This is a genomic window from Streptomyces sp. NPDC001732 (genome assembly GCF_053596315.1).
On sequence record NZ_JBSFFY010000029.1, the window covers coordinates 7,560 to 28,114 of the forward strand.

Annotated in this window: 4 protein-coding genes; all 4 read right to left on the reverse strand. The window is 71.8% G+C overall.

All coding sequences use genetic code 11. From position 1 onward, the window contains the following. Nucleotides 1–70 precede the first annotated feature (70 nt). The 4 genes from ACWCXX_RS24665 to ACWCXX_RS24680 all read right to left on the reverse strand — a co-directional run bounded on the left by ACWCXX_RS24665 (nucleotide 71) and on the right by ACWCXX_RS24680 (nucleotide 20,540). The gene (locus ACWCXX_RS24665; protein WP_451130689.1) at nucleotides 71–17,734 is read right to left on the reverse strand and encodes a hypothetical protein; all 17,664 of its coding nucleotides are present in this window, start codon (nucleotides 17,732–17,734) and stop codon (nucleotides 71–73) included. A gap of 270 nt (nucleotides 17,735–18,004) precedes the next feature. Further along, nucleotides 18,005–18,988 (reverse strand): hypothetical protein, encoded by a 984-nt coding sequence (locus tag ACWCXX_RS24670; protein WP_451130691.1) that lies wholly within the window; start codon nucleotides 18,986–18,988, stop codon nucleotides 18,005–18,007. Next, on the reverse strand, nucleotides 18,981–19,622 hold the full coding sequence (locus ACWCXX_RS24675) for a ParA family protein (RefSeq protein WP_451130693.1): 642 nt from the start codon (nucleotides 19,620–19,622) through the stop codon (nucleotides 18,981–18,983). Before ACWCXX_RS24675 ends, ACWCXX_RS24670 begins: the two co-directional genes overlap by 8 nt. 432 nt (nucleotides 19,623–20,054) lie before the next feature. Next, nucleotides 20,055–20,540 carry a DUF6197 family protein gene (locus ACWCXX_RS24680; RefSeq protein ID WP_451130695.1) on the reverse strand — a complete coding sequence of 162 codons (486 nt, stop codon included), beginning with the start codon at nucleotides 20,538–20,540 and terminating at the stop codon, nucleotides 20,055–20,057. Between the last annotated feature and the right edge of the window lie 15 nt (nucleotides 20,541–20,555).

Below are 20,555 nucleotides of genomic sequence, written 5' to 3' on the forward strand. Positions count from 1 at the left end.
TTCTCACCTCTTAAGAGGTGAGAAAGCGGGGGTGTTGGAGTTTCGTCCCCAGCGGTCCGGATCGGGGCTTCTACCGCTGGTTGGGCTTGCGTCCCTGCTGCTCGGTACCGCTGCGCCGCAGGTGCCCGGCCTGCTGCCCGGTGCCGCTCGCGGGTTTCTTCACCTTCCGCCCGGCAGTGGTCGACCGCCCCCGGGCGGCCGCCGCCGAGACCGGCTTCCCCTTCCCCGGCATCGGCCGGTTCAGCGCCTCGCCCATCTTCCGCATGGCCGGGATGCCGGCCGCGTTCGGCCCCGCCCCGTCCGGCGGGGTACTGCCGCCGCGCCGGGGCTTGCTGTACTTGAAGGCCGCGTCGCCCAGCCGCAGCAGCGCCTCGGCGTCCGGAAGGTCCCGGCGCCGCTCCGCGTCTCGCTCACCGGCCTGGCGGAGTCGGTCGGCTGCGCCCTGGGCCCATCCGGCGACCTTCTCGCACGCCCGGATCGAGACCCGGCGCATGAAGTCGCCGACCCGGCCGTCGCCCATCAGCCGGTCGAAGTGCTCGCCCGCCCGGTCCTTCATGACGCGGACCAGGTGGCCGAACGCGCCCCGGACCGTCTGGATCCGCTGCCACTCCGGCAGCCCCTGGAGGGCAGGCGCGTGCTCGTCGGCCTGCCGCAGCGCCTCGTTGACCGCGGCGGCCTCCTGCTGCGGGGCCCGCTCCTCCCCCATCGTTTCCTGCTGGCCGGCGGGCGGGACTGCCTCGGGTGTGTCCTCCTGCTGCGGAGCCTCGGCAGGCTGCTCGGCGGCCGGCGGCGCCGTCCGGGGGGCGGGTACATCCCCGGGGGCGGTCTCGGCGAGCAGCCTCCGGAGCTCCTCCAGGTCCCCCTGCACCTCGGTGAACAGTTCCTCGCTGGTGCCCCGGTCGACGGGCACGAGTTCGTCCCACGCCGCACGGATGCCGTCGAAGGCGACGTCGATATCGGGCAGTTCTCCTTCCGCCCGTTCCTCGGCGCCTTCCTGGCCGGTCCACAGTGGCAGTTCCCCGGATGGCTCCAGGGCGGTACGCGCCGATTCCCCCGCGGGTCCGGCCGGGGCACCGTCGTCCGCGGCCGGGGCCTCCTTCTCCTCGCTCACCGGCCCGACGCCCTGCACGGTCTCCTCGGCGTGTGCGGGCTGTTCCGCCTCCGGTGCCGCGGGGGCAGCAGGCTCCGGTGCGTCCTCGGCGGGGCCAGCCGATTCCACGGCCGCGGGGGCCGCGGCGGGCTGCTGCACGGTCACGTCGTCCCCGGCGGTCGGCGCCTGGGGCTCCCGGGCCGCGGCCGATGCCCGTACGGCCTCCCCCGTAACCTGGAGACGCGTCTGGAGACGCCGGACCTCGTAGAGCAGGTGGGCGAGCGGGTAGGCCATCAGGCGCCGCTCAGCGTCGTTGGACCTGTCCGGCAGGAAGCCGCCCCAGGCGTTGGCCGCCTGCTCGACCGCCCCGAGGTGTTCGGCCATCTGCCGGGCATCGTGGCTGTCGGCCAGGGCCTGCCCCATGCGGGCGAGTTGGTCCTCCAGCGTCTGGTAGCGGGGTGTCTGGACGAGGCGCGGTCCCAGCCCACCGGCCACGGCCTCGATCTGGTCCCGGTGGTGCAGCGCGGCGTCGCGCAGCTCGGTGCGCAGGACGCCCGCCACGGCCTGGGGGTCGGTGCCGGGGACCGCGGTGGGCGGTTTGCCGTAGGGGGTTCCAGTGAACACGGAGTACATCTCGGCGGCCCGCACGGCTGATGTCTGCGGGGCGTCGTCCAGGCCCGTCTCGTCCTCGACCAGCCCCTCGGCCGCCAGCAGCCCGAACCATTTCTCACTGATGTTCCGTTGGAGGGTGGCGACCAGAACGTCTCCGTGGCGGAGTTCGCCGGTGTCGGGGCCCTTCCCGACCGTGCCGGACAGATGGAGCTCGTACCCGGCATCGGCCGGGAGCGGGAGGACCTGGGAGTAGCGCTGGGGGGCGGGCGGGGCTTCGGTGTCCGTCCCGGCGCGGCTGTCCGCCCGGTCGCTCTCTGCCGGGGCCGGGACCGTGGCGGAGGCGGGTAGCGTCTGCGGGTCGGAGGCGGGCGTCTCTCCGCTCTCGGGCGTTGCGGGGCGGGCGGGTGTGGCCATCTCGGGTTCCTCCGGTGCGTCGGGGAGCGGGGCGGGCTGGTCGGCCGACGCCACGTCAGCGGCCTGCTCCGGTTCGGGTGTGTCAGCGGGGGCGGGCAGGGCGAGCAGCTTCTCGTACGCGCGTGGTGCGGCCAGGGCCAGCACCTCGTCGCGGCGGTCGCCGTTCTTGCCGAGGTAGGTCCACCTCTGGTGTGCGGAGGCGCTCTCCGTCACCAGGGCGTCGGCGACCGCCCCGAACAGCGGCCCGAACGCCGCCAGGTCAGCAGCGGCGTGGGCCGTGCGGAGCAGGTCGTCCTGTTCGGCAGCCGTATCCACCAGCCAGGTGGCGACGTCGTCCGTGCTGGGTGCCATGTCGTCGCGCAGGGTGTCGCGGACCGCGATGACGAGCACGGCGCGCACGCCGGGGGCGCTCCATGCCGTCGCCAGGAGCCCATCGGGCAGGTGTGCGGCGAGCCAGGTCTCCGTCTCGTCGTCCGTGACCAGGTGTTCGGCGTGCTGGGCGGGGCGGACCAGCATGGGCACGTCGACGGCTGCGGGCAGGGCCTGCCCCGGCATGTCGGCGACACGGGCCCCGGGCAGGACGAGGGTCTGCAAGACGTGGTCGGTCTCGACCCGGACAATCACCTGTCCGTCGTCACCGCCCCACAGGGAGAGGGAGACAAGAGGGCCGGTCACCGGCGCCGGGGCCGGGGCGGGAACGGGCGCCGGGGCCTGCTGCACGGTGTCGTCGCGGGCGGGTTCGGCCAGTGCGGGCTCGGTGGCCGCGGCTTCCTGCCCCCGGGCGGCGGCACTGTCGGCCTGCATCGCGTCCAGGGTGGCCTGGAGGCGGCCGTGCAGGCGCGTGGTCTCGTGCAGCAGGTTCAGGAGCGGGAAGGCGAGGTGCTGACGCTCATCGAGGGCGGGGTCCGGCGGCAGCGCGGCCCCCCAGGAGTTGACCGCCTCCTGGACGGCCGCGAGGTTCGCCGCCATCTGGCGCGAGCCGTGGTTTTCCACGTCGGCGACGCCGAGCCGTCCGAGCTGGGTGCTCAGGGCCTGGAACAGCGGGTTCTGCCCGTAGCTCTCATTCGCCCGCGCGGCCGCCACGGTGATGGTGCGCAGGTGCTGCTCGGCGACGGTGCGCAGTTCGACGCGCAACACGTCCACCCTCGACTGCGCCCCGCGGACGTTGACGGCGGACGGCGGCTCGCCGTACGGCTCCCCGGTGACGACCGCGAACATGACCGCGCCCTGGTGCGCCGCCTCCATCGGCGAGCCGTTGAGTTCGCTGACGTCGGCGGGCATGCCGTCGACCGCCAGCCGGGTAAACCAGCGCCCGGAGGCGGACAGGTGCACAGCGGCGACCGTGGCCTCGCCGTACAGCAGCTCGCCCTCGCGGGCGCCCTCGCCCTCCACCATGGCCAGCCGGAGTTGGTAGCGGTCGTCGGCAGCGAGCGGGAAAGTCTCGGTGAAGCTCCGGGGGGCGGGCGGGTCTTCGACGTCCACGGCAGGCTCGGTGTCCTGCTGCACCAGGTCTTCCGCCGGGGGTTCTTCGACGGCCGGGGCGACGGCCGGGACGTCCGCCGCGACGGAGGTGGGTTCCTGCTCGTCTGCCACTGCGTCCTCTTGGTCTTGCTGGTCGGGGTCGTCGTCCGCGCGCTCGGGCGCGGACTCTTCGGCGGCCGCCGCCCCGGGCCCCGGCGTCTGCTCCTCGCCGTCCACCGTCTGGGGACGGTCCTGCTCGAGGAACGACGCTTCGCGCCGTGCCTCGTGCATCCCCTCATCCAGGACTGTGACTGCGGGTTCCTGGGGGTCCGGCGCGCGATCCGGCGCCGGATCGCCGTCCGCAGCGACGTCCGCCACGGTGCCCTCCGGGGCATCGTCGACGGCGGCCAGCGGCTCCGGTGCTTCCGCTGAGGAAGACTCCGCCGAATCGGTGTCGGTCGGTTCACCGGGGCCCGGCTCGGTGCTGCTCGCCGGGGTCTCCAGCTCGTCATCGACGTCCGCAGACGCCTGTTCGGCGGGCCCCGGCTCGGCGGCCGCGCTCTCCAGGCCAGCGGCGCCCTGCTCTCCGGAGTTCGCAGCGAGGACGGCCAGCTCCGTCTCGAAGGCCTCCACCGTCGCCTGCGAGCGGGAGGCCAGAAGGGCGGCGGCTTCCCGTACCTCACCCAGCGGGCCGCGCAGGTCCTCGCCGATCACGGTCTCCAGGGCGCCGCTCCAGACCGCGACCGTGTGGACCTGGCGCACCAGGTCGTCCGGCGAGCCCGCCGGGCCGTCACGCAGGGACTGTTCGGCATCCCGGTACGCCGCCGCCAGTTGGGCCACCGGGTTGGTCGGGTCGCCGCGGCCGTCGGGCCGCTGCTGCCGGTCGGTGTCGTAGTAGCGCTGGACCGTGGGCAGCGCATCCCACCGCGCGAACGCCTCGCCCAGCCGGTCGATATCCGCCTGTGCTTCCTCGTCGGTGCTGTACGGCTCGGCGGGGTCGAGCGGCGGCACGTCCACGTCCAGGAGCACCACGTCCAGCGTCGGCGTCACCACGGCTGCGAGGAGCTGCGGAGCCGCATCCGCTGTCGACGTCTCCAAGTGGTGGGCCTGAGCCAGTGCCTCACCGGTGGGGACGCGGTCGGCGTACTTGGCGACATCGGCGCGCTCGGTCCAGCTGCACACACACCACGCCTCGATCCAGTCCCGGCCCGGGCCGCCGAGGGTGACGGCCGTCGCGTGCGGCACCCCGTCAGCAACCGCCGTGGCGTGGAGGCGGAGCCGGTCGAGCATCGGCTCCCATGCGGACATGTAGCCGTCGACGGCGGTGCAGGACGCGACCAAGGTCCCCGCCTGGTCCTCGATCAGGAGCGGCGCCAGGTCACCGGAGGCGGTGCGGCCTTGCCACTCATAGCGAACCGTGTACGGGGCGCCGGTCTCGGCGGTGATCGTCCACGATCCGTCAGGGTGGTACTGGATCGCCTCCGACTCCCCGACTTCCGGCAGTAGCCACAGCCCGGCGTCATAGTGCATGCGGCGGGCGACGGTGAACCCGGCGGCCAAGTCCCCGCCAGCCTCGGCCGCATGCTCAGCGACTGCCGCCAGGGCCGCGGCCTCGCCCTCGCCGGAACCGATGCTGATCACGTCCCACCGGCCCGACGGCTCTACACCGTGCCAGGTCGCCCGCCACATGATCCCCCGCGCATCCTTGCCCTGGGCGTCGTGGGAGATCTTGTACTCGCCGACGGTCAGCCCGGGGCCAGTGACGGTGAACTCGTACGAGGACTGCTCCCCATTGCGGACCTGCGGGCTGACGGTCAGCGCATTGACGTCGACGACCACGGGCGTCTCCTCAGCAGGCTCCGACGCCGCATTGTTGCCCTCCACCGCCGCGCCGGCGAGTCCGAGGGGCGCGGCGGCCTCGTTCGCCGCTTCTATGCGGGCCGCGCCATGCCGGGCGACCAGCGCGGCCCGGTCCTGGCGGGCTGCGACCGCTTCCTCCGCTGCCCGCTTCTGTGCCTTCGCGTCCCCGCCCGCAGCCTTCACCTCCGCTCGCGCTTCACGCGCGGCGCGGTCGTCGCCCGCCTCGCACGCCTCGGCGATGATCTGATCCGTCAGGGCCTGGGCGGGCCACGGGGCTGTCTCTCCGGCATCCAGCGCGGCCGACAGCATCTGCCCGGCAACCTCAGCTATGCGGTCGGGCCACTGCTTCCAGTGCAGGTTGCCCACCTTCGGATCCCCCTTGGCCAGGCCCTCAACGAGGCTCTGAACGCCGCGGTGACCGTTCCGGCCCTCATCGTTCAGGAGCCGGCGAGACAGACACCGCGCGCACACGGTGTAGCAGCCAAGCTCGCTGCCCTGGTCGGTGTCGACGGCGACCGTGTACCGGGCACCCGAGCGCTTCGCACTGCACTTGCCGACGTACGGCTGCGACGCATCGCAGTACGCGTCCGGCGTGTCGGCCATGTCGTCCGTTAGCTGGGCCACGACGCGTAGCCGCGCGTTCGGAATGGCTTCCTGGGCTGAGTGCCAGATCCTCCACTCGGCGACGTACTGCCGGTTGTCCGGGCCCTTCCGGGACCAGTCCTCACCGGTGTGGCCCTGCGCGCCGTCCGGGTCGGTCAGGTGCTCCCAGCCCCACCGGCACGACGCGATAAGGCCGATGCGGCCGAACCGGCGGACCAGGTACACGCCCTCTTCGAGCTGGACGCGGTCCGTGGTCGTCTCGAACTGGGGGGCCTGCGCCGTCAGGTGCCCGTACCGGGCCCACAGGGAAGCGAAGCGGCTGCGGGTCGCCGAGTCCTCACGGATGCGCGCCAGCACGGCGGTAAGGGGCCGGTCTTCCAGGTTCACGGCCCACCAGTAGGAGCCGTCAGCGTCGTGACCGGCCTCCCATTGGTCCTCATCCGAGAGGGCGTGCGTCACAGGGCGTAGCCGGAACGTGTGTCCGCCCGCCGTTGTCAGGATCCAGCCGGCCGCCGGTTCGCGCCGGTCGGTGAACGACACGGGGGCGATCGTCTCGCCCTCGATGAGCGCCGCCCGAAGCTGCGCCCCTCGCCCGTCCTCGGTCATCACCGACCGGGCAAGCAGTTCATCAGCAGGAGCGGCCCCGCCGCCCGTGGCCGTCTCCGGCTCCGCCGGGCCCTGTTGCGGATCGCCGAACAACCCGAGCTGTTCCATCTCGCCCGTGCCCTGGGAGGCCACGCCTTCCCCTTCCTGGGTGCGTTCGACTGGCCGGTCCTGTGCGCCCTGTTCCTCGGGGGCGGGCGGGGTGGGCTCGTCGGCGGTGCTCGGGTTCGCCGCCGGCGCGGCGGCCGCCCGCTCGGTCAGGTAAGTGACATCCGCGTGCAGCCGGTGCATCTGCACGTCGAGGTGCTGGCGCAGGCGGTGCAGCGGCTCACCGAGCCCGCGGTAGCGGGTGGTGTCGTCGACCGCGTCGAACAGCACGGTGGCGGCCTCGGCCGCGGCGGCCGTCGCCGCGGCGTTGGCGCGGTAGGCCTCCCGGTCCGAGGCCTCGGGGTCGATCGCGGCGACGGCCCGGCGCAGCGCGCGGAGTTCGTCCTGTGGCCCGTCGCCGTCCGGCCACAACCGGGCGGCTTCCTGTTCCAGGGCGGTGTGCCGCTCGTCGGTCTGCCGCGTCTGCGCGGCCACGTCGGCGGCCCCCTGGTGCCTGCCGAAGACCTCGGCCACGTCCTGTGGCCGACGGCGCTCGCGCGGCACGACCAGGACCTCGAAGTTGTTGGTCAGGGAGAACTTGTTGGGCGTGCCGGTGGCGACGTCGCGGCTGGAGAAGCCGGAGGCCGGGCGGGAGGTGTTGGCGTAGCGGACCTCGGTGACGACCTCACCGCGGGTGCCGCCCTCGGCGATGAGGTCGCCAAGGCGGAGCTGCCCGGCGGTACGGGTTTCTGGCCGAAGATCGGCGCGGTGTCCGGCCGGGGTCAGTTCGATCCGGGAGGGCAGGAGGCGCACGGTGACGTCTGCTCCGGTGGCGACCTCGTTGCCCTCGGCGTCGTGGATGATCGAGTCGAGCAGGACGGCGCCTGAGTGGTAGTCACGGTAGGCCGGGTCGATGTGGCCGGTGACGCGGACGGCGCCGGGCACCTCTCGGTCGTTGGTGTCGACGACTCCGGGCACGTCCAGGGTGACGGTGACCAGGTCGCCGGGCCCGACCGTGGCGCGGTCGACGAGGCGGGGCTCGTCCGGGGCGGGCTCGGGCGCTGGCGGCTGCTCGGTCGGGGCCGGGGTGGAGTCGGTCTGCGGCTCGGGGGCGGTGCGGGCCGCCCAGACGCGGCGGTAGGTGCCCAGGTCCTCCACCTCCCGGGCCGAGATGTCGAGGGACAGGGCGATGTGCGTGGAGCACGTCGCCTCTCCGCCGTCGACCCGGTAGAGCTTCTGCTCTTCGGTGTCGCCGTCGAACTGCCGGTTGCAGCGGGCACAGACGCCGTCCTCGGCGACGTCGAGCCGGTGGTTGCGGCCGCGGGCGTAGAGGGGCTTGTCGCCGAGCTCGCTGGCCCGGCGGGCCGCGCGGAGGGCCGCGTCCACGGCGGCCGCGCGGCTCTCTTCCCTCCACAGTTCGGCGACGGTCTGCCCGTCGACCTCCACGCGCAGCGCGTACAGCAGGGTGCCGGAGGCGTCGTGCTGGTCGACCTTGACGACGAAGGGGATGTGGTCGGCGGTGACTGGGAAGACGACTTCGGCGGCGCGGACTTCGTCGGGGCCGACGAGGACCGGCACCGGCTCGCACACCATGGCCATGCCCTCCTTCGGCACGTGGTCGGCGTACGAGGCGACCGGCCGGGCGGGGATCGAGTCGACGGCCGGCAGGCTCTCGAACGGCACCGGCTCGGGCGGCCCGGCGGCGGGCCGCAGGCCGCTCGTGTCCCCGTTGATGCTGTAGCTGTAGCGGGTCGACTTCTTCCCGCCGCGCGAGAGCACGTGGTACTCGCCGCTCACGGCCGTGCGGTCGGTGCTGACGAACCAGGTGTCCTTGTTCGCGCCGGGCGCCATGACCTGTCCGGTGACCTGTGCGCCGGTTGCTCTGTCCTGCCAGGTCACCCAGGAGCCGAGGGCGTACTCGGCGGGAGTGAGGCCCGAGGCGTCGGTGCGTGGGGTCAGGCGCGGCGACGGGGCGGGCCGCCACGGCGTCAGGCCGTTGGCAGCCTTGTAGCCGCGCTGCCACTTCGCCCGCTCCTGGTCGCGTTCCTCGGGAGTCTGGGCGCTCTGGGTGTTGCGGGTCTCCACGGCGGCGGCGAGCTCGTCGCGGCGCCGCTGGTAGCCCTCCACGATCTCGGGCCGCACGTCCTCGGTGGGGACCCGGACGAGGGTGAAGGTGAGCTGTCCGTCCGCGCTGGTGAGCCGTTCGTACCGGTCGTCCGTTGCAGGATCGGCGGCGGGTGCCGCGTCGTCCACCGTCATCTGCCCCTCGGGGACGCCGTCGGCTTCCTCCTGCGCCTCTTCGGGCGCGGAGCCGTCCTGCAGGTCCGCAGCGGGGACGTGCTCGGGCCGGGGCAGCCCGAACTCGTCGAACAGATCGGCCGTCCCGTACGGGTCGGCGTCCGGCTCGGGCGCGCCGTCGGCCTGGCCGGGATCTTCGGCCGGCGGCGGGGCCGGTGTGGTCTCCTCGGCCGGATTCTCGGGGTCGGGGAGCGGTTCCTCGGTCGGCGGAGTTGCCTCGCGGGCCGTCGGTTCCGAGTCCAGCTTGTGCAGTTCACGCCGGGCGTCATAGTGCCTGTTGCTGGTGCCGTGCTCCGGCTCACGCACCCTGTAGTTGCCGTTCCGGGTGTAGCCGATCACGGTGCCGATGAACTCGGGCTGCGGGACGTAGGTCTTGCTCCACGTGTCGTAGCTCATGGGGGTTACGCGGACCTGCTCGCCGGGCGCGTACAGGGTGGTGACGTCTTCAGCGGCGAGCGCCTCCGCAGCGGACACGGAGGGTTCCTCTGCGTCGCCGGGCGGCTCGGTGGCCTCAGTCACCGGTTCCTCGGAGCTGTCACCGCCCGGTTCCGCCCCCGGGGCCCGGCCCACAGTGTGCTCACCGGCGGGCTCGTCGGTCGGGGCTTCGTTCGTGCTGGAGCCGGTCTCAGCGGCTGCCTGCGGGACGCCGATGTGTCCGACGATGACGCGGTCCCCGAAGCCTGCGATCAGGCCTTCCAGGGGCGTTTGCGGCCGTTCCGGGGCGGGCTGTGGTTCGGTGAGGGGGGCCGGAATACGTTCGGGCGGAGTCAGCTCGAACACGGGGTTTTCAACGTCACCGAGGGCGGAGAGTCGGAGGGAGACTTCGGCGTCGTAACCGTGGACTTCGAGGTGAGCGCGCAGGAGCGCAACCTCGGCGTCGCGCTGGACGGGGTTGTAGAGGGACGGGTCGGTGCGCGGGCCGGAGGCGTCCATGTCGTCGAGAATCGCGCCCGCCTCGCTGGAGGCCTCGGGGGCGGGTGCGTCGGCTAGGCTGTCGAGCCGCCGTTGCAGGCCGTCGCGGCGGTCGGTGGCTTCCCGGCGGCTGGTCGTGACAGAGACCGGCTCGTCCTCGGACGGTTCGCCGATCTTGTTGAGCGTGGCCTGTGCCGCGACCAGGTCGTCCACCAGGCTCTTGCGCTCGCGCGCGTACCCCAGACCCTGGACCTGACCGCGCAGCCGCTCGCGGTCGACCAGCAGGTTGTAGCGGGTGGTGCGCTTGGCCGCGAGGTTCCCTTCGTCTTCGGTCTGCCGCTCGGGGGCCTCTGTGATGGTCTTCACCAAGCGCCGCAGCACGGTCTCGCCCCCGAGCTCGGCGAGCTCGGCGAGGGTGGAGCTCTGGATGACGCCGGGCAGGCCGTCAAGGTGCAGGCGGACCATGACGGTGCCGTCGTCCTCGCGGTAGGCCACGGCAATCACGTCGAGGCCGCCGAGGCGTCCCAGCTTCGCGTCCGGGGTGGTCCCGTAGCTGTCGGCCGGCAGGCTCTGGCCGACTCCGGTCAGCAGCTGCATCAGCGGCCCGGCCGCGTCCTTGTGCTTGGTGTAGGCGGTCCCGGCCAAGGTGATGCGGAAGTCGTCGCCGAGGACAGGTTCGAGCAGCGGCAGCGCGAGGGCCCGCCTCGGGATGTCGTAGGACAGGGTTTCGATGTCGGTGCGCAGCTCGTTGAGGCGCTTGCCGAGGATGGCGCGCTGGGTGGCTCGGTTGCGCTGGTCGAGCTCCAGGGTCCGCAGCTGCTTGCGGAGCTCTTCCTGCTCGATCAGGTACGGGTTGCCGGAGATGATCGCCATGGCTTCCTCGTAGGGAAGGTTGGCGTCGTCGACCTCCATGATCTCGTCGGCCATGCCGTCCGCCCGGGCCTTGTAGAGCTGGTCAAAGGCCTTGGCCTTGGTGGCTAGCAGCCCGTACATACGGCTGTCGAAGGTGCCCTCGGTGGCCACCCAGACGATCTCGGCCTCTTTGTTCTGGTTGCCTTGTCGGATCTCGCGGCCGTCCTTCTGCTTCATATCGGAAGGCCGCCAGTCCGGGTCCACGTGGTACAGCGAGACGGCTCGGTTCTGGGCGTTCAGGCCCTTGCCCATCCGCTGCGTGGAGCCGATCAGGACGTTGATGCCGCCGTGGTTGGCGTTGTGCTGGAGCTTGATGCGCTGGTCAGCGCGCTCGGCGTCGTGGATGAAGGCGATCTTCTCCGCGGGCATGCCGCGGGCGACGAGGAGGTCTTTGAGCTCCTGGTAGGCGTTGAAGTTGCCGCGGTTGTTACCGCCGGGGGTGCCGTTGTTGATGAAGACGAACTGGAGGGCGCCCGGAACGGGGTGGGGGCGTTTGTCTGTGGTGCTGTAGGTGTAGCGGTTGTCCTTGGTCTCCTCGTGCTTCGCGACGATGCGGTCCGCGAGGGCGGTGAGCTTGTTTCCGGGCTCGGCGTCGGCGTCGATCAGACGTGGGTCCAGGGCGATGACGCGGGCGTCGTTGTTGATTGCCGGGGGGTTGTCGACGCTCTTGTCGACGCCTCCCTCGCGGAAGGCCTCATAGCGCTCGCCGAGCTCCTGCATGCGCTGGAGCTGGTCGGCGGTGGCCGGCACAAGCATGAGCTCCGGCTTGCCGCCCTTGATGCGAGGTAGCTCCAGGCCGAGGTCCTCGGCGCTCTTGAAGTCGACGAGCGGGTGCCACAGCTGTCCTACCAGGCCAGGGACGTTGTGGAAGGAGGCGAACCGCTCGACGGACTTGAAGCCCTTGCCGTCGGTGGTCATCTCCATCCGCTCGACCATGCGGCCGTACATCGAGGCCCAGGCGTCGAAGGTCTCGGCGTCGATGTCCCGCAGCAGGTCGGGGTTGGCCATGCGCACCACGGTGTGCAGTTCGCCGATCGCGTTGGACAGCGGGGTGCCGGTGGCCAGCACGCCGATGGGGCCGGTGGGCTTGTTCATCCGGGCCCACTCCAGGACCCCGTGCAGATGCTGCGCCTTGCCGGAGCCGCCCACACGGGCGCCGGGGATCTTGGAGCGGACGGCCAGGTTCTTGTACTCGTGGGCTTCGTCGATCGCGAAGAAGTCGATCCCCAGGTCGTCGAGGTAGACCTGTCCGGGGGCGCGGACGGCGGCCGCGCGGGCCTTGAGCTCCTCCTTGAACTGGGTGTCGCGCTCTTCGAGCTGCTTGAGGCTGACCGACTTCCCGTCGCGTTTGCGCTCTCGGGTGATCTGTTCGCGCAGCAGGCGGGCTTCGTCGTTGTTGTAGAGCTCGTGGAACTCCGGAGAGAGCGGGATCGAGTCGAAGAGGCTGTGGGAGGTGATGATCAGGTCGAAGTCGTTGGACCGGATGTACTCCAGCATCCGGTCCCGCTTGCCGTCCTTCAGGTCGGCGTTGGTCAGGGCCAGGATGCGGGCGGCCGGGAAGAGACCGCGGACGGTGGTCTCCCACTGCTCGACCAAGTAGTTCGGCACCGTGACCATGGGCTTGTTGATCTGCCCGGTGTTGCGCATGGCCATCATGCCGATGGTCATGGTCGCGGTCTTGCCCGCGCCGACCTCGTGCGCAAGGACGAGGCAGCGCTCGTGCGCCATGCGCGCGGCGGCGGCGAGCTGGTGGTCGTACGGGTGGAAGTCGGGATCGAGTCCGGCGAGCGAGGGGGCGGAGCCGGTGAAGTCGCGCACCGCCCGGGCGTTCATCCGCCGGTTGTAGACGTCGGCGATCCGGGCCGCGCGCATCGATTCGTCCAGGACCCAGGCCTCGAAGGCGTCGCGGAACTCGTCCGCCTTCACGCGGACGGCCCGGGCGGCTTCCTCGTCGTCCGCCGGCCGCCCGGTCATGGCGCCGCCGTTCAGGACCTTGGCCACCATCGCGAGGGCGGACAGGCCGCCCGCGCCGTGGCGGAGCTCGTCCTCCTCGGCGAGACCCCGGCCCTTGAGGATGTGCCAGTTCCCGCCGCCGGAGTGCTGGATCGTCAGGTGGGCGTCGCCCAGGTAGCCCCGGAAGAAGTCCTGGACCATGTCGTCGGGGATCCAGGCAGCGCCCAGGCGGATGGCGAACTGGCCGGGCAGGAGGTCGCGGGGCTGGACGCGTTCGAGCTCGGCGACGTTGGTCTCGTACGCTCGGTCGCGGCGGGCGGCCTGCCGGGCGATGGCGAGCTTGGTGCGCACATCGCCCGAGAGGTAGTCGGGGCTGTGGACCAGGTCACCGGTCAGCGGGTCGGTGAACACCGAGCGGGCCAGGAGCCGGCGGGCTTCGGCCGGTTCAACCTGGAGCATCCAGGCGATGTGGTCGAGGTCGACGTGGCCGCGCTCGGCGACGACCGCGGCCAGGGCCTGCTGCGGGTCGTCGGTGTGCTGGCCCAGCACGCTGCGGCGGGTGGCCGGGGCACGGTCGAGGACCTGGGAGACGTGGACGGTGCCGGTGTCCGCCTCCCACCACTCCAGCGCCAGGACCTCGTAGGCGGAGGGGTCGTTGAGAAAGTAGCCGTAGCCGGTCAGCCGACTGCGTTCGGTCCCGTCCTCGGCCCGGACGGTGGCGTTCTGCTGCTGCCGGGGCCGGGACAGGGGCCCGTACTCGGCGACGTAGGCCTGGTAGGCGGCCTTCGTCGTGCGGCGCTGCGCGTCGGCCAGGCCGGTGTCGGTGCCGCGGCGGTCGAGGTCGTTGAGCCCGCGCGCCAGGTCCTTGAGCTCGATGAGCGCGGTGAGCTGGGCGTGCTCGGCGGCGGGCAGGTCGATGGCGACGGGGTCGCCGCCGCTGTTGGCCTGCCACAGCTTGCCGTCGGCGTCCATCGACAGGCGGCCGGTGAAGTCGGTGGTGGACGCGGCCGGCCGCAGCCGCAGGTGGGGCCGGTGCGGGCCGTCGGGGTGCGGCTGGTACCAGCGACGGTCCAGGACGGCCCGGTCGGTGATCTGGCGCAGGGCGGTGTTCAGGGCCACGGCCACGTCCGGGTCGCCGTCCACGGCGACCTCCGGGCCGTGCGCGCCCATACGGGAGGTGAGGGTGCCGAGCACGTGCTCGGGGTGGGCGGTGAAGTAGTCGTTGACCGGCAGGGTGTTGCCGTCGAGGTCGCGGCGGGCGGAGGTCACCCAGGTCGCGTCGCCGGGTGTCTCGCCCTCGGCGCGGCGGCGCAGGATCAGGATGTCGGTGACCACGTCGGTGCCCGCGGAGCGGGCGAAGGCCTTGTTGGGCAGGCGGACCGCGCCCAGCAGGTCGGCGCTCTCGAACAGCTCGCGGCGGGCCGCGTCGCGTTCGGCGTCCATCGTGTGCCGGGAGGTGATCAGCGCGACCACGCCGCCGGGCCGGGTCAGGGCCACCGACTTCACCAGGAAGTGGTTGTGGATCCGATGCCGGGCCTTGTTGTGCTTGGGGTCGAACAGGGTCAGGCGGGCGAACGGCACGTTGCCGACCACCGCGTCGAAGCTGCCGTCGGGGGCGATGGTGTCGGCGAAGGACTCGTTGAGCACCGTGACGCCGGGCGCAAGGAGGCGGGAGATCGCGGCGCTGGTGGGGTCGAGCTCGACACCGGTCAGCCGGGCCGAGTCGGGGGCGGTGCCGAAGGTGACGCCCGCACCGGAGCCGGGCTCCAGGACCTCGCCGCCGTCGAACCCGAGGTCGGCCAGGGCCTGCCACAGAGCGGCGGTGACCTCGGGCGGGGTGTAGTGGGCGGAGAGGGTGGAGGCGGCGGCCGCGCGCCACTCGGCGTCGTCCAGGAGCTCGCGCAGCGGGTCGCGGACCTCAGCGAGCGCCTCCCAGCGGCTCGCGGCGGCGGCGTAGCCGCCTTCCCGCTCGCCGCCCGGGCCGAAGACGGGATCATCCTGCTGGGGGCGGGCGGCGAAGACGTCGGGCACCGAGCCCCACCCGGACCAGCGGGCGAGGATCTGCTGCTCCTCGGCCGTGGCCGGGCGCTCGGCGGCCTGGACCTGCTTGAGCGTGCGGACGGCGGCCAGGTTCGCATGGGCCTTGGCCCGCTCCCCCGCCGGCGCCAGGTCCTCCTGCGAGGCGGGCCGGAACACCGCGAGGACGGCCCTCTCGATCGCCCCCTCCGAAACGATTCGGAAGCCGGTTACCTGGAGGGCAGCTCCGCGTCCCGGCTCTCCTCCTCCGGCTCCAGAAGCACGATCTCCCTCAGCGCCTGCTCCCGCGCCATCCGCTGCGCCATGTTCAGCTTGCCCGCCCGCCGCTGGTGGTCCGTCTCCCGCATCGCTTCGGGCATCTTCTCCTCCACCAGCTCCGCGATCCGCTGCTCCACGTCCGCCGCCAGATCCCGGAAGAACTGCTCCGGGTCCTCCATCCGGGCCAGTTCCCGGGGCCGGAACGTCTGCCAGTGCCGTCGGGCCGTCTGCGCGTACTCGCTCACCGTTCGTCTCCCCGTCCTGCGGCGCGGCCGCGTCCGTCAGCGGCGCAAGGCCGCGTGCCTGCATTGTCTCGCGGATGCCGTCCAGTCCGCGCAGCACGTTGGGGCGGGACCGCTTGGCCCGCTCCTTGGTCTTGCGGTCGTCGGAGTCCAACTCCTCGTCGAGCTGGGCGACCAGGCGGCGGCCCATGCGTTCCAGCACCGGCAGCGTCCGCTCGGGCAGAGCCAGGGCGTGAACCATGATCTTCTTGCCGGTCTCGTCCCAGGACTGGCTGCGCGGGGAGTCGACCATGCGGTCCAGCAGGTACTGTTTGGCCGCGTCGGTGCCGGTGTATTCGCTGTTGCGGGTGATCAGGTGCTCAACGAGGGAGGGCGGCAGCTCGACGTCGACCACCGGGCCCCAGGTGCGGGTGTCGCGGGTCTCGGGCGAGGCCTCGTACTGCTCGATCAGCCAGCTGAGCGCCTCCGTGCGCCACATCGTCTCGTTCCTGGTGCCGCGGCCCAGCAGGACCGCGGCCTTCCAGCCGGGGTAGCCCTCGGTCAGGTCGCCGTACCAGCGGCCGTCGATGAACACGCGGACGTCGTCGCTGTAGGAGCGGCTCTCCAGCCGGATGCGGCCGTCGGTCTTGAGCAGGGTCTCGAACGCGGTGGTGTCGCGCTTCTTCTGCTCGTCCCGCAGGACGTGCAGGCGCGCTTCGTGGGCTTGCTCGACGCGCTGCTTCGAGGCGTAGTGGCCGGCGAACTCCCGCTCGTGCAGCCGCTCCCGGCGCAGGGTCTCGATCGCTTCGGTGAGCTCGATGTCGTCGAGCTCACCGACGGGGACCTGTGCAGGCTCCCAGGTCCGCAGGTGCCGGTCGGCGATCTCCACGCCGACCGACTCGCGCCGGACGTCGAAGGCATCGCGCGCAACGCCCGCGGGGACGTCGTAGCGGCCCTTGGCCAGGATCTCGCCCTCGGCGCGCAGGTCGTCGTCCGTCATCTGGAGGACCGGTGGCCGCCCTTCGAGCTCCGCCGCGAGACGGCGGCCGTTCTCCGCCGCCAGGAGATCGGCCCTCTCCCGCCGGGCCACCTGCACCGGATGGTTGCCGTAGTCGCCGCGCAGTGACTCCGCCAGCTCCTCGCGCTCGGCGGTCAGCTCCTCTGCCGTCATCCCGGCCGGATCGGGCCGGGCCGCGTACGAGGCGACGATCCTGCGGCGGTTCTCCTCGGCCAGCGGGGCCAGCTGCTCGTCGAGACGACGGCGGCGGGTGCCGCCGATCACGGCCGCGTCCCGCTCGCGGGTCAGGCGGGTCAGTTCCGCGGCGAGGAGCTCGTCCGTCAGATCCTTCGGCTCCAGGACCGGGGCGGGCTCCGGCGCCGGCGCGGGAGCCGAAGAGGACGCGGGCCCTGTCGCGGCCGCACCGACGGCGGGACCGGAGATGGCGGGCGCGAGGAGACCGCGGAGCCGGTCCTCATCGGCCCGGATCTCCACAGCCCGGCCCTCCTCGTAGAGCGCGCGGGCCAGCCGGTCGACGCTCTGGGCCCGGGCCACCGCCCGGGTGGTACCCGCGGTGACGTAGGCGCTCGCGTTCCCCGACCAGGTGAACCCGGCCGAACGCATGACCTTCTTGAGGTCGGTGTCGTAGCGGTCGCTGCCGTGGACCATGGCGCGGTCGGCGGTGTAGTGGATCCACAGATCGTCACGGTCGGCGGGCTCGCGCTGGGCGATCAGGTGCTGCTGGACGGCGTGCTCGACGAAGTGACGCTCCCACCGACCGGCCAGGCGGCGCCCGTCGCGCATCTCGCCGATCCACGCGTCCTTCCTGGTGTTCACGTCGAAGCGGTTGGCCGCTCGCGCGATCAGCAGGCCACCGGGCGCGAAGACGCGGAGCTCGTGGTCGACCGTGCCGTAGGTGTAGACCTGCCCGTCCTCGGTCTCCCACTCCTCCGTCTCGGCCGGCGGTGGCTCCTCCCAGCGCTGCCCCGGCTCGCGGCCGCGGGCCTGGTCGAGCATCCCGCGCCCGTAGGGCGACCTCAGCCGGTCGGACAGGCCATCACTGTCCCAGTCGAAGGGCTGCCCGGTCTCGGGGTCGCGCCACGCATCGATCGCTTCCGCGAGCTCCCGAGCCTGCTCGGCGCCCTGGCCGGACCCCATCACCACCACAGGCAGCGCGGTCCCGGCGTGGAAGACACCCCAGCGGTACTGATCAGGCCCGGGCACGGTCGACCGCTCCAGGCGGGCGACGACGAGGGCTTCCCCAACCAGCTCTTCGCCGTACGACCGGTCGGCCCGGGACCGTACGGTCGCGCGGCGTTGGTCGGCTTCGGCCTTGGTCTCGGAGACCCGGTAGGCGTCGCCTCCGCCGAGCCAGTGCTCGCGCACGTCCTCCGGCGTCGAGAACCGCTCCCCCATGCGCGACCTCCCCGTTGCACCGCACTTGACGCGGCGCCGGCGAGGGCGCGCGCCACCCCGTATCCAACGGACCCTACCGATCAGGGCCGAGAATCTCGATCTTGATATAGATCGGACGCTGGACGACGGAACGCGGCGGCCCATCCCCCCGCGGGGTGATGGGCCGCTCTCCACTCGACCGCACCCTGGCATCACAGAGGGGCGCAGGCTGGCGTTGCCAAAAAAACGCGGGACTTCCCCAATTGGGGAAGTCCCGCTCAACTTGGGGCCTCAGCCCTCCACGACCTCGACGTCCACGATGACTTCCCCGTCGATGGTGTCGTGATCGCTCTCCACCTTCACCTTGGCGAGGATGCGACCGATGCGGCGAATGGCAGCCTGCTGGCGCTGAGCTCCCTCACTGCTGCGCGCCCCGCGCGCCTTCTTGTCCTCTGTCGCGTCCTCCACCGCCTGCCGCGCCGCGTCCAGCAGTCGCAGTGCAGCGTCAACGGGATCCGAACTCCGGTTGAGATCGCTGCCTTGGCCGCTCTCCAGCTCGACCCTCTGTGCAGGCATAGGCGTCTCGGGTGCGGCCACCCAGGCGGCGCTGACCGCCCGAGTGCGCCCGCCTGGATCGGATACCCCTTTCGCCGCAGCTATCGCGTCCCTTACTCGCTGCTCGACCTGGCTGGCTACGAGCCGCACTTCCCCTTCCTGGTGGGCCCGGTACAGCTCGACATAGGCGCGCGCGGCCTCCTCGTCGCTGGTGCTGTCCGCGTACGGCTTCAGCTTGCGCAGGTGACTACCCGGCATCGGCCGGCCCAGGGCCTTCTGCACGGTCCGGGCGAGACGCCAGGTCTTCTGGAGGCGGTCAGCCTCGCTGGTCGAGAGACCGTCGTGCTCCGCATCCAGGTACTGCTCCCAGGTCCGGGTGCCGTCGCCGCGGTACAGGCGGCGTCGCCGTACCGCTTCCAGGGCGAAGCCGAGCATCCAACTGGCCGTGCGGGCGTTGTCGACGGCTCGGTGGGCCTCGGCCAGGAGGCGCTGCTCCTGTTCGTCGAGCGGGCCGTGTGCGGTCTCCGGCGTCGCGTCGACGTCCGGGAGGGTCAGCCCCCAGTGCTCCATGGTGAAGGGCTGGGCCCGCACCTGTGAAGGATCAGTGGGCCCTTCGTGTACGACGACGGCCTCCGACGTGGAGGGGGCGTTGTCGCTGGGGGGCTGGTTGTTGCCCTTGTTGGCCGCTGCTCGAAAATCGCGTCGTCTGCTGCTAGGCATCCTTGACCAGCCCTCGCGTTTGCAGCTCGGTGACCAGCTCCCCGAACGGCCCCCTGTCCGCGTTCACGACGGGGAAGCCCGTGGCCTGCTTGATCTCGTCGAGGACGGGGATCTTGACCGTGAGTACGTTGTAGTCGGCCTCCAGGAGCAGGTCCCGGATCTCGCCCTCACTGCGGACGTTGGGGCGTACGCGGTTGAGGAGAACCCACATCGGGGGCGCGGTGCGTGAGGGCCTGTCGAACGAGGAGCGGCCGACCATCGTCTTGACCGGGGTCGAGGTGCGTGGCTGGTGGACGCGCTGGTAGTCGGCCATGGAGGGTTCCATGTGGACGATGACCAGGTCGGCCACCTTGAGCACGCTGTCGGCGATGTGCGGGTGGTTCTCGGTGTGGCCGACGTCAACGATGTCGATGCCGCCCTCCCCGAGCGGTGTGCATTCCTCGGCGAACTTGGCGGAGGCGTTGCGATGTACGGGGAAGGGGAACTCGGCGATCTCGGACCACTGCTTGAGGTGCTCGGACTCGTCCGCGTCCCACAGCTGGACGGGGTACCCAGCCTTATGGAATGCATGCCCCATCATGCCGGTGTCGGTTGTCTTGCCCATACTTCGCGGGCTGATGTTGGCGATGATCACGACGGGCTTCTCTCCTCATGCGGTGGCTACCTTCCGCATGATGCTGCCACGCCCCCTTCGGTACGTCACAAAGCGTGGCCACGTCAGGCTCGAAGGCGGGGTCGCCGCCAGGGGCGAAGACACCAGGGGAAACCAGAAGGCGAAGCCGGGCGACATCGGCGGCACAGGTCACCCGAACGCAAAAAAGCGGGCCCCGTCCTCGGACGGGGCCCGCTTCATATTGTTCAACTCAGATGCCGCACACAGTCCACGGACGCCCCAGTGGAGTGGGAAGGACCGTCGTCGGCTGCGGGTGCGGCTTCCCCATCGAACCTGGGACGTCGAGGGCGAGGTGAACAACGCACGCCACGGTGAAGACGGCCGTGAACGGGTCGACCGGGGTGGTCAGCGGCAGCTGCGGAAGGGGTTGTCGAGCTCTCCGCGGACCAAGGGTCAAACGATCTCGGCGGTTTGGGAGACGCCAGATCGGGAAGCGGGTTCGACCTGCGGGTGGTCGACGAGGGGGCCGGGGCCGTACTCGCGGGCCACGGCGGCGGCGGCCCGGCAGGCGCGCAGGACGTCGTCGAGGGTGCGGGTGGCGTGGCGGTTCCACGCTTCGTAGTCGACGAACGGGGCGCCGGTCGCGGATTCGAGAACGGCGCCCAGGACGGACTCGGCGACGCGGTGAGTGTCACCGTCGCCCAGGCCGTCGTCGGCGGTGTGGACCAGGGCGTAGTAGAGGCTGCGGCCGCTGCCGGAAGCGTAGAGCTGGGGATCCCAGTTCTCACGGGTCATGAGGTTGGCGGCGGCCTGGAGGTGGGCGGCGACGGCGTCGCCGGTGACCTTCGTGCCGCTGGGGCCGTACCAGGTCTCGGGCCGGGCAAGGTGGCGGGCAGTCGGGGCGGTCAGGGCGGTGCCAGCGATGGCGACGGTGTTCATGATGAGCGTGTCCTT

Coding starts and splice junctions, on each gene's coding strand:
- ACWCXX_RS24670 (WP_451130691.1), bottom strand. CDS start 18,988: ATGCCTAGCAGCAGACGACGCGATTTTCGAGCAGCGGCCAACAAGGGC.
- ACWCXX_RS24665 (WP_451130689.1), bottom strand. CDS start 17,734: ATGGGGGAGCGGTTCTCGACGCCGGAGGACGTGCGCGAGCACTGGCTC.
- ACWCXX_RS24680 (WP_451130695.1), bottom strand. CDS start 20,540: ATGAACACCGTCGCCATCGCTGGCACCGCCCTGACCGCCCCGACTGCC.